Origin of the sequence: Pelobium manganitolerans (assembly GCF_003609575.1) — a bacterium.
Taxonomy (GTDB): domain Bacteria; phylum Bacteroidota; class Bacteroidia; order Sphingobacteriales; family Sphingobacteriaceae; genus Pseudopedobacter; species Pseudopedobacter manganitolerans.
In genome coordinates, this window is the sequence record NZ_MBTA01000012.1 from 261,223 (window position 1) to 273,895 (window position 12,673).

At 40.4% G+C, this 12,673-nt stretch carries 16 protein-coding genes; 10 read left to right on the top strand and 6 right to left on the bottom strand.

Annotation, left to right across the window (positions count from 1 at the left end; genetic code table 11):
• Nucleotides 1-95: 95 nt before the first annotated feature.
• Nucleotides 96-206, bottom strand: a complete 111-nt coding sequence (locus tag BCY91_RS18055) for a DUF2683 family protein (protein ID WP_394341549.1) — start codon at nucleotides 204-206, stop codon at nucleotides 96-98.
• 182 nt (nucleotides 207-388) lie between these two features.
• Between BCY91_RS18055 and rpmB the strand changes: the two genes are divergently transcribed.
• From rpmB to bshC, 7 genes are all read left to right on the top strand, one after another.
• Nucleotides 389-622, top strand: a complete 234-nt coding sequence (rpmB, locus tag BCY91_RS07615) for a 50S ribosomal protein L28 (RefSeq protein ID WP_120181358.1) — start codon at nucleotides 389-391, stop codon at nucleotides 620-622.
• Between the two features lie 25 nt (nucleotides 623-647).
• Nucleotides 648-830 (top strand): 50S ribosomal protein L33, encoded by a 183-nt coding sequence (rpmG, locus tag BCY91_RS07620; RefSeq protein ID WP_120181359.1) that lies wholly within the window; start codon nucleotides 648-650, stop codon nucleotides 828-830.
• A 33-nt stretch (nucleotides 831-863) separates the two neighbouring features.
• Nucleotides 864-1,037, top strand: coding sequence for a DUF4295 domain-containing protein (locus BCY91_RS07625; protein WP_120181360.1), 174 nt, complete (start codon nucleotides 864-866; stop codon nucleotides 1,035-1,037).
• Nucleotides 1,038-1,106: 69 nt separating this feature from the next.
• A complete protein-coding gene (ftsY, locus tag BCY91_RS07630) occupies nucleotides 1,107-2,072 on the top strand; it encodes a signal recognition particle-docking protein FtsY (protein WP_120181361.1) in 966 nt (321 codons plus the stop codon).
• 68 nt (nucleotides 2,073-2,140) lie between these two features.
• Nucleotides 2,141-2,506: a GxxExxY protein gene (locus BCY91_RS07635; protein ID WP_120181362.1), complete on the top strand. Its 366-nt coding sequence runs from the start codon at nucleotides 2,141-2,143 to the stop codon at nucleotides 2,504-2,506.
• 218 nt (nucleotides 2,507-2,724) lie between these two features.
• The gene (gene rimO / locus BCY91_RS07640; RefSeq protein WP_120181503.1) at nucleotides 2,725-4,050 is read left to right on the top strand and encodes a 30S ribosomal protein S12 methylthiotransferase RimO; all 1,326 of its coding nucleotides are present in this window, start codon (nucleotides 2,725-2,727) and stop codon (nucleotides 4,048-4,050) included.
• A 51-nt stretch (nucleotides 4,051-4,101) separates the two neighbouring features.
• Entirely contained in the window at nucleotides 4,102-5,685 is a 1,584-nt protein-coding gene (bshC, locus tag BCY91_RS07645; RefSeq protein ID WP_120181363.1) for a bacillithiol biosynthesis cysteine-adding enzyme BshC, read from the top strand.
• An 87-nt stretch (nucleotides 5,686-5,772) separates the two neighbouring features.
• On the opposite strand, the gene BCY91_RS07650 is transcribed toward bshC, so the two are convergent.
• The 5 genes from BCY91_RS07650 to BCY91_RS07670 form a co-directional block, all read right to left on the bottom strand.
• Complete coding sequence (locus tag BCY91_RS07650; protein WP_120181364.1) at nucleotides 5,773-6,300, bottom strand: adenine phosphoribosyltransferase; 528 nt, start codon at nucleotides 6,298-6,300, stop codon at nucleotides 5,773-5,775.
• Nucleotides 6,293-7,198: a ComEA family DNA-binding protein gene (locus BCY91_RS07655; RefSeq protein WP_120181365.1), complete on the bottom strand. Its 906-nt coding sequence runs from the start codon at nucleotides 7,196-7,198 to the stop codon at nucleotides 6,293-6,295. Before BCY91_RS07655 ends, BCY91_RS07650 begins: the two co-directional genes overlap by 8 nt.
• Before the next feature lie 104 nt (nucleotides 7,199-7,302).
• On the bottom strand, nucleotides 7,303-8,853 hold the full coding sequence (locus BCY91_RS07660) for an Rne/Rng family ribonuclease (protein ID WP_120181366.1): 1,551 nt from the start codon (nucleotides 8,851-8,853) through the stop codon (nucleotides 7,303-7,305).
• Between the two features lie 250 nt (nucleotides 8,854-9,103).
• Nucleotides 9,104-9,967, bottom strand: coding sequence for a tetratricopeptide repeat protein (locus BCY91_RS07665; protein WP_245989031.1), 864 nt, complete (start codon nucleotides 9,965-9,967; stop codon nucleotides 9,104-9,106).
• Complete coding sequence (locus tag BCY91_RS07670) at nucleotides 9,967-10,266, bottom strand: HU family DNA-binding protein (protein WP_120181368.1); 300 nt, start codon at nucleotides 10,264-10,266, stop codon at nucleotides 9,967-9,969. The genes BCY91_RS07665 and BCY91_RS07670 overlap by 1 nt, the downstream gene beginning before the upstream one ends.
• Before the next feature lie 169 nt (nucleotides 10,267-10,435).
• On the opposite strand from BCY91_RS07670, the gene mutY reads away from it, so the two are divergent.
• The 3 genes from mutY to BCY91_RS07685 all read left to right on the top strand — a co-directional run bounded on the left by mutY (nucleotide 10,436) and on the right by BCY91_RS07685 (nucleotide 12,625).
• Entirely contained in the window at nucleotides 10,436-11,482 is a 1,047-nt protein-coding gene (mutY, locus tag BCY91_RS07675; protein ID WP_120181369.1) for an A/G-specific adenine glycosylase, read from the top strand.
• A 19-nt stretch (nucleotides 11,483-11,501) separates the two neighbouring features.
• Nucleotides 11,502-11,957, top strand: a complete 456-nt coding sequence (locus tag BCY91_RS07680) for a single-stranded DNA-binding protein (RefSeq protein ID WP_120181370.1) — start codon at nucleotides 11,502-11,504, stop codon at nucleotides 11,955-11,957.
• A 272-nt stretch (nucleotides 11,958-12,229) separates the two neighbouring features.
• Nucleotides 12,230-12,625, top strand: a complete 396-nt coding sequence (locus BCY91_RS07685; RefSeq protein WP_120181371.1) for a tautomerase family protein — start codon at nucleotides 12,230-12,232, stop codon at nucleotides 12,623-12,625.
• Nucleotides 12,626-12,673: the final 48 nt, after the last annotated feature.

The following is a 12,673-nucleotide window of genomic DNA, read 5'->3' on the forward strand; positions in this document are numbered from 1 at the left end:
ATTTTTTGTCAAGCATGTCCTTTATTCCTGAAAAACGGATTAACTGTTCTTTATCTGCTTGGATTAACGACTCCCTAACACCCTGCGCAACGTGTTCAGGATAGGTTTTCTTTTTCTTGTTCAAAAGTTACCTTCATAGCTTTCATCACAGATTTTAGGGCGGTAAGCTGTTCTTTGTTTTTAGGATAAACAATTAACTTTTCCATATAGTACGAATATAAGGAATTGTATAAAACGTACAAAAGACATACACCATACGTGCATTTCTGAATCAAAAAAACTTTTCAAAAATATTTCCACGGCTCTATTGTCTATTCAGATTTATTTTGTGATATTTGCAAACTCTTTGTAAAACTGAGTTTTAATAGGAAACACAACATATACAGTCATGTCAAGAATTTGTGATTTAACAGGAAAAGCAACAATGGTTGGTAATAGGGTGTCGCACTCTAACGTAAAAACGAAACGTAGATTTTACCCAAACCTACACCTTAAGCGTTTTTATATTCCTGAAGAAGATCGTTGGATCACTTTAAAAGTGTCAACATCAGCAATCAAAACAATCAATAAAATCGGTATTACCGAGGCAATCAACAGATTCGTTGAAAAAGGATCTATTTAATTAAAGAATTCAATACCGCTTAAAAATGGCAAAGAAAGGAAACAGAGTTCAGGTAATTTTAGAATGCACCGAACACAAGGAAAGTGGAATGCCTGGAACTTCTAGATACATTACTACTAAAAACCGTAAAAATACTCCTGAGAGATTAGAGCTTAAAAAGTTCAACTCAGTTTTGAGGAAGGTTACTGTTCATAAAGAAATTAAATAATCTCGCTATTCTGTAGCATAAATCGTATTTAACATGGCAAAGAAAGTAGTTGCAACATTAAAAACCGGTACAGGTAAAGAGTACTCAAAAGTTATTACTTCGGTAAAATCTGCTAAAACAGGTGCTTACTCTTTCAAAGAAATGATTGCGCATAACGATCATATCAAAGAAGCAATGGTTGTTGCTAAAGAAAGTGTAACTGAATAAGTGCATTTAAAAAAATAGGTGAGCCGTCCTGATTAATTAGGATGGCTTTTTTTGTTTAAATTTAGCCACATGGGATTATTTGATTTCTTTAAGAAGAAAGAAAAAACAGCTGAAGAACAAGAGGCCTTAGATAAAGGTCTGGAAAAAACCAAAGACACTTTCTTTTCTAAAATAAGCAAGGCGGTGGTAGGTAAATCTACTGTTGATGATGATGTTTTAGATGAGCTGGAAGAAATTTTGGTTACTTCCGATGTGGGCGTAGCTACTACTTTAAAAGTGGTAGAACGCGTGCAAAAACGCGTAGCTCGCGATAAATATGTAAACACCTCCGAGCTGAATAACATTTTGCGCGAAGAGGTGCAGGCCTTGTTAGAGGAAAATAACAGTGCCGATTTCCAAAACTTCAATTATACTGATCATAAACCTTATGTGATTATGGTGGTGGGCGTTAACGGCGTAGGCAAAACAACCACTATCGGTAAGCTTGCGCATCAGCTTAAAGCGGCTGGGCAAAAAGTGGTGATCGGTGCTGCAGATACTTTCCGCGCTGCCGCTGTAGAGCAGATTCAGCTGTGGGGACGCCGTGCGGATGTGCGGGTGGTTTCACAAGGGATGAATGCCGACCCCGCATCAGTAGCCTTTGATACTTTACAATCTGCGGTAGCAAATGGCGAAGATGTAGCGATAATAGATACTGCAGGCCGTTTGCACAACAAAGTGGGTTTAATGAACGAGCTGAGCAAGATCAAAAACGTTATGCAAAAAGTTGTGCCCGGCGCGCCGCATGAAATTTTGTTGGTTTTAGACGCATCTACTGGGCAAAATGCGGTGGAGCAGTGCAAACAGTTTACGCAGGCTACAGACGTAAATGCATTAGCGCTAACCAAATTAGATGGCACCGCAAAAGGAGGCGTAGTTATCGGGATTTCGGACCAGTTTAAAATTCCGGTAAAATATATCGGGGTAGGTGAAAAGATGACTGATTTGCAGTTGTTTAATAAAAAGGAGTTTGTGGATAGTTTGTTCGGGAAATGATTTCACAGATGTGATAAATGATTTCACAGATTTCGGGATTTCACAGATAGCTTTTAGATTTATTTACAATGGAAGAAGAAATAATTTCTGTCAGAGATCCCTTTACTTATAGAATCATCAGTTGTTGTTACGAAGTTCATAAAGAATTGGGGCCGGGCTTTTTAGAAAGGATTTATTCAAAAGCGTTGATGATCCAGTTCAGAAAAGAAAACATTCAATTTGAGTGCGAGAAAGATTTTAACGTTTACTTTAAAAGTGAGTTTACCGGTAGATTTAGGTGCGATTTTTTTATTGAGCAAAAAGTAATCCTTGAAATAAAATCTGTGACAGGCATCCAGCCAAAACTTTTTCAAACACAATTAATATCATATTTAAAAGCGGGCAAAATAAAAACAGGAGGTTGGTCAATTTCGGAAATGGCAGCTGTGAGGTGAAGCGATTGTCTGTTTAACGCTCTTTAAACTAATTAGAAAATAATGCGTAGTGTCAAATTCGCATAAAAATTCAGAAAAACATTCAGAGGGTCAATTCAGTTAACCTCCACAAAAGCAACCTATAGGATAAGATACTCTGTGAAATCACTTAGATCGGTGAAATCACTAAATCGGTGAAATCACTTAAATTGGTGAAATCACAAAAAAAAATAAGAAACATGAAAGTAAAACCTGTGCAACCCATAACAAAACCCCGCGTAAACGTTATCACGCTGGGTTGTTCAAAAAACACTTACGACTCTGAGGTGTTGATGGGGCAGCTTCACGGAAATAAACTGCAAGTGGTGCATGAAGCCGGCAATGTACAATCAAATGATATTGTAGTGATTAATACCTGCGGGTTTATTGATAATGCTAAGCAAGAATCGATAGACACCATTTTACAGTACAGCGAGCTAAAAGACCAGGGTAAAATTGGGAAAGTAATTGTTACCGGCTGTTTATCTGAGCGTTATACACCCGAACTTTCTAGCGAGATTACCAATATAGACGCTTGGTTTGGCACCAACGATTTGCCGGATATTTTAACAAGCATTGGCGCCGATTATAAATATGAGCTTTTAGGCGAACGTTTATTGACCACGCCATCGCACTTCGCCTATTTTAAAATTGCCGAAGGCTGCAACCGGCCCTGTTCTTTTTGCGCTATCCCGCTGATGCGTGGGATGCACGTGTCAAAGCCGATTGAAGACTTGGTTAAAGAAGCGAAGTTTTTAGCTAAAAACGGTACAAAAGAACTGATTTTAATTGCGCAAGACCTTACCTATTACGGCTTGGATTTATATAATCAGCGTAAATTGGCAGATTTGCTTCGCCATCTTTCAGACGTGGACGGTATAGAGTGGATCCGTTTGCAGTATGCTTATCCGTCTGGATTTCCGATGGAGATTTTGGATGTGATGAACGAGCGTTCAAACATCTGCAACTATCTGGATATGCCTTTGCAACACATATCGGATCCGATGTTGCAATCTATGCGCCGCGGTACAACCAAGCAAAAAACCATTGATTTGGTAAACAAAATCCGAGATAAAGTGCCAAACATTGCTATGCGCACCACCTTAATATGTGGTTATCCCGGCGAAACCGAGAGAGATTTTGAGGAGATGAAAGAATGGGTTGCCGAAACTCGATTTGACCGTTTGGGATGCTTCACCTACTCGCATGAGGAGAAAACGCACGCATTTGATTTGATTGACGATGTTGCGCAAGAAGTTAAAGAACAACGTGTGGAGGAGGTGATGGAAATTCAGCAAGACATCTCGTTCCAATTAAACCAAGAAAAAGTGGGCAATAGCTACAAGGTTTTGGTAGACAAAATGGAAGGCGACTTTTTTATTGGCCGTACCGAGTTTGATTCGCCAGAGGTGGATAACGAGGTGCTGTTAGATGCTCGGGAGAACTACGTAACGCCCGGCAGCTTTGTAAACGTAAACATTGATAGGGCAGAGGACTTTGATTTGTATGGAACAATTGTAAAATAGGTGAAATGAGGGGTTGTAGATGCAGAATTTGATTATTTTCGCTTCCCTAGCATGAAAGTAAGCACAATTGATTATGAAGAAACCGGTTGTTTTTCTGCAACGGTAACGCGTTTGCTCGGCCATGACGGAAGCTTGGCGCCCTTTGTTAACGGTTTTGCCAGTTTACAGCAGTTTCAGCAAATTATTGCACAACGTAAATTTAGCGGCAACCGCGGTGTGTTGCACGATGTTTTAAGCGGGCAGTACAAAAATCTTGAATTAAGCCCGGCGCTACAAAACAATATCGCATCGCTCAAAAATCAAAATACCTATACGGTTACTACAGGTCATCAGTTGAACATTTTTGGTGGTCCTTTATACTTCATTTTTAAGATTGTAAGCACTATTAAACTGGCGCAAGAACTTGCACATGCATATCCAGAGCAACATTTTGTACCAGTTTACTGGATGGCTACCGAGGATCATGATTTTGCGGAGATTAACCACACTTATTTATCCAACGAAAAAATCAGTTGGGAGTACGACGTTAGTGGCGCTACCGGCAAAATAAGTACCGATTCCATCGCGCAAGCTTCACAGCATTATATTAGAATTTTAGGAATTTCGGCGAACGCGAGTACGCTGGCGGAGATGCTGAAAAATGCTTATGCGGGTCGGAAAACACTGGCGGAAGCTACTCGTATCTTCGTGAACGAGCTTTTTGGCGAGTATGGGTTGGTTATTATCGATGCGGATGAACCGGCTTTAAAGCAATTGTTTGCGCCAATTATTGAAAAGGATATTATCGGACAACATAGCTTCCGATGTATTGAAGAAACATCGGCTAAACTTGCAACTGTCGGAATTTCGGCGCAAGTGAACCCTCGTGAAATCAATTTTTTTTACCTGAAAGATAGTTCCCGCGAACGTATTGTTTTTGATGCGGGGCGTTATAAGGTATTAAACTCAGCTATTTCTTTTTCAGAAGAAGAGCTAAAAGCAGAAATAGAGAAATATCCGGAAAGGTTTAGTCCAAATGTGGTGATGCGCCCGCTTTACCAAGAATATATTTTGCCCAACCTGGCTTATATTGGCGGAGGAGGCGAACTGGCTTATTGGCTACAGCTTAAAAGTACATTTGAGTATTACCAAACAGACTTCCCACTGTTAGTTTTGCGTAACTCCGCAATGTTGCTAAACGATAAAATACTGCGCAAAATGAGCAAGTTACGGCTCAAAACTGCAGATTTGTTTAAATCCGCGCAAAACCTGCAAACCGAATTGATTGCTTCGCACACAGCGCATCGGCTCAATTTAGTTGCAGAGAAAGAAGCCTTGTCCCAAATTTTTCACAGTCTAAAAAACCGCATTGCGTTGATAGACGTGACTTTGCGCGACAGCACCGAAGCAGTAGAAACGCGTTTGCAAAAAGCCATGGATAAACTGGAGAAGAAAATTCTTCGGGCAGAAAAAAGAAATCATGCCGAGGTGATGGGTGATATTGAGCAATTAAAAAACCAGCTTTTCCCTGGCGGAGGTTTGCAGGAACGCAAAGAAAACTTCGGACTTTTTTACGTTGAGCATGGCAAAAACTTTATTCCCCAACTGCTAGCCAGTTTTGACCCGCTTGCTTTTAAATTCAGCGTTTTAGCTTAAGCGTCCCAGTTTTTTCTGCCCGTGAATGCGCACGATGAAGATTCTCGCTAACTAACTAAAACGCACGCATGTTCTTATCAAATCATTTTAGTATTCGGCCAAGCTGTAGACGTTGTTCGAGTAAGTTTCTAACTGTTGCCAGCCGTTTAAAAAGCGCAAGGAAACGATAAAAGAATAGCCCACTACCTCTCCGCCCATCTTTTCTATCAGCATTGAGCTTGCCATAACCGTGCCTCCGGTTGCCAATAAATCGTCATGGATTAAAACTTTTGCGCCAGGTTCAAAGGCGTCTTCATGTATCTCTATAACAGCCGAACCATATTCTAACTCGTAAGCCTGTTGGATGGTTTTATGCGGGAGTTTACCCACTTTACGTATAGGAACAAACGGCTTGTTTAAGCGGTTCGCCAGCATCAAGCCAAATAAAAAACCTCTACTCTCTATTCCGGCAATTACATCAAACTGTAAATCACCTATTTTTTCTACAAAAGCATCAACGATGGCCGAGCATAAACTTTGTTCCTTTAAAATCGGAGTGATGTCTTTAAATATAATTCCGGGTTTGGGGAAGTCGGGAATATCGCGGATGTGGCTTTTAATGCGCTCTTCAATCATCTGTATGGAAATAAGGGGCGATTTTTCTGATGGTTTCGGCGTCCAATATCGCAATTTTATTTAAGTCGGCAACACTGCTATACCGTCCGTGTTGGTTCCTGTAAGCGATAATTGCAGTCGACTGCTTATATTTTAAATATGGGAAGTTTTTAACGTTTTCAAAAGTACAACGGTTTAGGCTGATGCGTTCTATGTTTTCAGCATCAACCCTGAGCTGTGGCGCTAGTTGCGCGTACTTAGCAGAGTCGACCCCGTAAATTTCTTTCAATTGCGCCAGTGCGACAAAACCGCCCAGGCGCTTGCGGTATTTGATAATACGTGATGCAAACGCAGGGCCAACGCCTCTTAATTCTGTCAGTGCAGAAGAATCTGCGCTGTTTATAGCCAATACTTCGGCCGCCTTAGTTTTATGGATGGATGAGTTTTTATAAGTATCGAATTTCTTAGCGCTGCTATTTTGCTCGGGTAAGTCAATATAAGGCATTAACCGTGCAAACATTTCATCGCTAATGGCGTACATCTTTTTAACGTCTTTTATACTGCGGAACCTACCTCCTTTACTTTCGTAGTTTTTAATGCTTTGCGCCTGCTTTTCGCTTAGGCCCAGTTTCATCCAGCTTTCAACAGGAAGCTGGTTGGGGTTAAATCTGAAAAGCTCGGCTACTTGTTGTGGTTCATGCGCTCTATCGTAATTAAAATTGTTAGCTGTTTTTTTGTGTTTGTCCAGCTCTGACAATTTAGGGCTTATGGTTTCAATCACGATGTAGCTGGGGCGCGCCATCAGTTTTTCATAAACATAAGGCGCCAATGCAATAAGTGAGAGGATAACAATAAAAACCACCATCCCGCGGAATTCACCGGGCGAAATTTCGACGTATTTCTTAAGTTTTTGATACATAGGCAGGTAGCAGTACCAAATATAAATAAGATGCTTTTAAAATAAAAAATTAAATGCAATAAAAAAGCCCACTAATTTAGTGGGCTTCAATGCATTATAGCTTGTTAAAGCTTTATTTCCTCGCCTTTTGCGCTTAGGAAATGGAATTCTGTTAAGTGGTACGATGATACCTCGCGCACTTTGATCCACTGGTTGTATTTGAAAAACCACTTCATTTGCAAGGATAAAAACCCTTTTTTAATGAAAGCCCCAATGTACGGATGTACGCAAAGCGTTATCCCTTTTTCGGCCTGCTCGTTTAGTACGTAGTCTAAATTGGCAACAATATCATCCAGCAATACAATACTGGCTTTAATTTCGCCGGTACCGCCACAGCTCGGGCACTTTTCATTAGTTACAATGTTCATCTCTGGCCTTACCCGTTGGCGGGTAATTTGTACCAGCCCAAACTTGCTTGGTGGTAAAATGGTGTGTTTAGCGCGGTCCAAATTCATCTCCGACCTCAAAAAGTCGAACAGTTCTTTGCGGTTTGGCGCTTTGTGCATGTCAATAAAATCTACCACCACAATGCCGCCCATATCGCGCAAGCGCAATTGGCGTGCAATTTCTTTGGCCGCTTCCTTGTTCACCATCAGGGCGTTTTCTTCCTGATTTTCGGGGTTAGCCGTACGGTTGCCACTATTTACATCAATAACGTGCAGGGCTTCGGTGTGCTCTACAACCAAATACGCACCACCGGCCAAGTTTACGGTTTTTCCAAAAGAAGCTTTAATCTGCTTTTCGATACCAAAGTGCTCGAAAATAGGATCTTTGCCTTTATAAAGTTTTACGATTTTTTCCAGCTCGGGCGATATCTCATGCACATAAGATTTCACCTCTTCGTAAATTGCTGGGTCGTTTACATAAACATGCGTAAACTCGTCATTCAGTAAGTCGCGTAGGATGGTAGAGGCGCGCCCCATTTCTCCTAATATTTTTTTAGACGGATCTGTATGCGGTAACTTCTTCATAAAAGTTTCCCACTTAGAGATGAGGTCTAAAAGATCTTTCTGAATTTCTGTAACGCCTTTGTTTTCAGAAACAGTTCTAATAATTACGCCAAAATTTGCCGGCTTAATGCCTTCAACAATTTTCTTTAGGCGTGTTCTTTCTGTGTTGCTTCTAATCTTTTTTGAGATAGATATTACATCAGAAAACGGTACCAAGACCACAAAGCGGCCCGCTATGGATAAATCTGAACTTAAACGAGGGCCTTTTGTAGAGATAGGCTCTTTGGCAATTTGAACGGGCAACAACTGGTTTTTACTCAGTACAGACGAAATTTTTCCGCCTTTATCAATATCCGCTTCCCTGGTAAAATGATCCAGCAAACGGTCTTTGTACGAGTTGCCTCTAACCTGTTTATTAAGTTTTAGTAAAGATTGTACCTGCGGTCCAAGGTCTAAGTAATGCAAGAAAGCGTCTTTCTCATAACCCACATCAACAAATGCTGCATTTAAACCGGGCATAATCTTTTTGATACGGCCCATGTAAATGTCGCCAACAGCATAGCTGTTGTTGATTTGTTCTTTGTTAAGCTCAACGAGTTGCTTGTCCTGCAGTAACGCAATCGTAACCCCACCAGGGTTCGAATTGATAATTAACTCCTTTACCAACAGAAAAAATTTAAGAAAAGATTGTAGTTAACAATCTTTTAGTTAACAAAGAAAAAATAAAAAAACAAAGTATTGCAGTTGGACGCGTTGCCAAAGCAAATACTTTGTTAAAAGCTTTTAAAGCCTAATTATTTTTTCTTGTGTCTGTTTTTTCTTAAGCGTTTTTTGCGCTTGTGGGTAGCCATTTTATGTCTTTTTCTTTTTTTACCGCTTGGCATAATCTTGTGATTTAATGTTTTATAAAATTATTTTAATTACTTAATTCTTTGATCTTACGATCAACAAATGTGGTCAAATTAGGGTCTGCTGCCAGTTCTTTAGCTTTGGTATAAGCTAAAACAGCTTCCGGCTTTTGGCCTAAATTTTCATAGCTTGTACCCAAATAAAACCAAGCTTCGGGCGTAGGCTTAACCTCTAAAACAGTTTTAAACCTTTCTACCGCTTTTTGGAACTGGCCAGATTTCATAGAGAACAAGCCTAAATTCATGTTGGCTTTTTGGTTCTTTGGGTCTTCTTTTACCACACCTAATAAAAGCTGTATGCCCTGCATAGGGTTTTGGGTGCCGGATACGTAGGCTACGCCTAATCCGGTTTGTGCGTCGAGGCTGTTTTTGTCAAATTCTAACGCTTTGTTGTAAGCTTCAATCGCTTTTTGTACCAAGCCCACGGTTACGGTGCTATCTGCATAGTTTTGGTAACCCTCGCTGTAACGGTCGGCGGTTTTAAGCCAATTTGCGTAGTTCGGATTTGCTTTTGCAACCTCTTCGTAATAAAAAGCAGCTGCGGCGGGTTGGTTTACGTCATCCCACTTTGTTGCTAGTTGTTGTTGCAGTTCGGTCTTTTTTGTGCCGTCGGCAGCTTTCGCCTGTTTCTCCAATTTTTCAATATCCGCCGCAAGGCTGGCACTGATCATTTGTTTAGACACCGAGGTTACGTCTTCTGCCTTTAATGCTGCTGCGTTAGCGCCACCTGCCGTTGCTGTAGATTGCATTTCGGCCTGTTGCTCGCCTTCGTTTTCCTGTTTTACTAAACCTTTAATGTCTAAACTATATAACACAACCATTAACAGCCCTACTAGGCCTATTGCAATATATTGTTTAGCTTTTAACATCATTAGGCAGTTACAGATGTTTTGTTACCTGATTTTACTTTGTCAACAAACACTTTTGCCGGCTTAAAGCTAGGCACGTAATGCTCAGGGATAATTATCGCAGTGTTTTTGGAAATATTTCTTGCAGTTTTTTCGGCCCTCTTTTTAACCACAAAACTACCAAAACCGCGTACGTAAACGTTTTCTCCGCCTACCATAGCATTTTTTACCACTTTAAAAAAAGCTTCAACAGTCTCCTGTACATCAACCTTCTCAATTCCGGTTTTGTTAGCAATTTCTGCTATAATTTCTGCCTTTGTCATTTGATCTATTTTCTTTTAAAAATTATTATGTTGTGCAAAGATTTGGGGTTGCAAAAGTATTGCTTTTAAATGTATTTGGGAAATAAATAACCTAAAATTTTATTTCAATAGCTTATTATCCAACATTTAAGCAATTTGGGCCTCCCAAGAATAACATAAAAAACAGTAAATGAACTTTAATGAGGAGCTAATTTGTTGGTACAGAAAACATAAACGCGATTTGCCATGGCGCGATAATCGTGACGCTTACCGGATTTGGCTTTCGGAAATTATTTTGCAGCAGACTAGGGTTGAGCAGGGAATGCCTTATTTTTATAAGTTTTTAGATGCTTTCCCTCGGGTGGAAGCTTTTGCCGCCGCCAGTGAAGATGAAGTTTTGCGCTTGTGGCAAGGTTTGGGTTATTACTCGCGCGGGCGCAACATGCTTAAAACCGCACGCAAAGTAGTGGCAGATTTTGAGGGTATTTTCCCCGATAATTATGATGATTTACTGAAACTGGTGGGTATCGGCGACTATACCGCGGCAGCAATTGCATCTTTTGCGGGCGGGCAAGCTAAAGCCGTAGTAGATGGCAATGTGTACCGTTTTCTATCGCGCTATTTTGGCATAGCTACTCCAATTAACAGTACGGCGGGTAAAAAAGAGTTTCAGGCTGTGGCCGATGAACTGCTGGATGCACATAACCCCGGCGAACATAACCAAGCGATGATTGAGTTTGGAGCGTTACAATGCAAACCTAAAAACCCCGATTGTTCCGTTTGTCCTTTTATGGCCGGCTGTTATGCTTATCATCATAATGCTGTGGACACCTTGCCTAAAAAAGTAAGAAAACTGAAAATTAAGGAGCGGTATTTCTTATACCATCTCATAAAAAACCAATATGGCGAACTGGTGATTAAGCGCAGACCCAATACAGATATTTGGGCCGGTTTGTATGATATGCCGGTTTTTGAGCATTCGGAAACTGACGACCCTGTGGTTATTGCGGTCCAGGTACATAAGGTCTTTAAAAAAGTTTATCCTTTAAGCCCGGTTTCGGCCCCAGTTAAACATATATTAACGCATCAGCGGCTGTTTGTGCGTTTTATCGAGCATCAGGTTTTAAAAGAAGATGTAGTGCTCCAAAACGGCTGGATGTGGGTTAACGCAGCAGATTTAGCTCAATATGGGATGCCTAAAATTATTTTTGACTTCTTGAAAAAAGTCATAAATTGAAGAAAAATTAAAAGAAATTATGTCCGGAGTTAACAAAGTTATTTTAATAGGTCATTTAGGTAAAGATCCAGAAGTGAGGCATTTGGATGGTAACGTGTCTGTGGCAAGTTTTCCTTTGGCAACATCAGAATCATATAATAAAGATGGCAAACGCATAGAACAAACGGAGTGGCATAATATTGTAATGTGGCGCGGTTTGGCAGATGTGGCCGCTAAATATCTGCAAAAAGGTAAACTGGTTTACATTGAGGGCAAGCTGCGCACCCGCTCTTTTGAAGATAAAGAGGGGCATAAAAAGTATAGCACAGAGATAGTTGCAGAAAACTTCACTTTATTGGGCCGTAAAACAGATTTTGAACCCAATAACAACTCGGCAAGCAGCAGCACAGCAGCAGAGCCTTCGGCAGAAGCTAATAAAAACTTGGGGACGGGCGAGTTTGGCAAGGATGAGGATGAACGGGATTTGCCGTTTTAACCAGCTGTACGCTTTTTAGACATTATAACGTTGATTTTAGATGATTTCTGCTACGTTTCGCCTTTAATTTCTTCATGGTAAGATGTAGCATAAATAATTGGCTAGAGGGTGCCAAGAAAGCTTAAAGAGTACGGAGCCAGATTATCGGCTATTGATTAGCATGACGTTAAGAAGTTAATGCGCCCCTGTTGCGAAAGTGGTTTTTAAGCATTTAAATTTTGAGAAAGAACTGCCGATAGATTTATAGACCATCTATAGTTTGAAAACGTATTATGCCAAGTGTTTTAATTGAAGTAAGAAAAGAATATTCCCAAGAAGAGGAAATAGGGATTATGAATGCCGTGCACGCGGCATTGGTGGCGGCCTTTAAAATACCACCAGGCGATAAAATAATTAGGCTAGTGGTTCATGCTCCGCATAAATTTAATGTGCCACCTGCTAAGCTAAAGCCAGAGTACTATACCTTGGTTAGTATAGACGCTATTTCGGGACGGTCAATTGAAGCTAAAAGGAAACTTTACGCCGGAATTGTAAAGAATCTGGAGCCATTTGGCATTCCCAATGATCATGTGATGATATTATTGCGAGAAAGTATAGCCGAAAATTGGGGTATTAAAGGCGGTAAACCAGCAAGCGATGTGCATCTTGATTTTGATGTAAACGTATAAATTTAACATCAGCAAGTTTCGGGTTTTAAGAACGTAATGTAATGGAGA

Coding starts and splice junctions, on each gene's coding strand:
- BCY91_RS18055 (WP_394341549.1), bottom strand. CDS start 206: ATGGAAAAGTTAATTGTTTATCCTAAAAACAAAGAACAGCTTACCGCC.
- rpmB (WP_120181358.1), top strand. CDS start 389: ATGTCAAGAATTTGTGATTTAACAGGAAAAGCAACAATGGTTGGTAAT.
- rpmG (WP_120181359.1), top strand. CDS start 648: ATGGCAAAGAAAGGAAACAGAGTTCAGGTAATTTTAGAATGCACCGAA.
- BCY91_RS07625 (WP_120181360.1), top strand. CDS start 864: ATGGCAAAGAAAGTAGTTGCAACATTAAAAACCGGTACAGGTAAAGAG.
- ftsY (WP_120181361.1), top strand. CDS start 1,107: ATGGGATTATTTGATTTCTTTAAGAAGAAAGAAAAAACAGCTGAAGAA.
- BCY91_RS07635 (WP_120181362.1), top strand. CDS start 2,141: ATGGAAGAAGAAATAATTTCTGTCAGAGATCCCTTTACTTATAGAATC.
- rimO (WP_120181503.1), top strand. CDS start 2,725: ATGAAAGTAAAACCTGTGCAACCCATAACAAAACCCCGCGTAAACGTT.
- bshC (WP_120181363.1), top strand. CDS start 4,102: ATGAAAGTAAGCACAATTGATTATGAAGAAACCGGTTGTTTTTCTGCA.
- BCY91_RS07650 (WP_120181364.1), bottom strand. CDS start 6,300: ATGATTGAAGAGCGCATTAAAAGCCACATCCGCGATATTCCCGACTTC.
- BCY91_RS07655 (WP_120181365.1), bottom strand. CDS start 7,198: ATGTATCAAAAACTTAAGAAATACGTCGAAATTTCGCCCGGTGAATTC.
- BCY91_RS07665 (WP_245989031.1), bottom strand. CDS start 9,967: ATGATGTTAAAAGCTAAACAATATATTGCAATAGGCCTAGTAGGGCTG.
- BCY91_RS07670 (WP_120181368.1), bottom strand. CDS start 10,266: ATGACAAAGGCAGAAATTATAGCAGAAATTGCTAACAAAACCGGAATT.
- mutY (WP_120181369.1), top strand. CDS start 10,436: ATGAACTTTAATGAGGAGCTAATTTGTTGGTACAGAAAACATAAACGC.
- BCY91_RS07680 (WP_120181370.1), top strand. CDS start 11,502: ATGTCCGGAGTTAACAAAGTTATTTTAATAGGTCATTTAGGTAAAGAT.
- BCY91_RS07685 (WP_120181371.1), top strand. CDS start 12,230: ATGCCAAGTGTTTTAATTGAAGTAAGAAAAGAATATTCCCAAGAAGAG.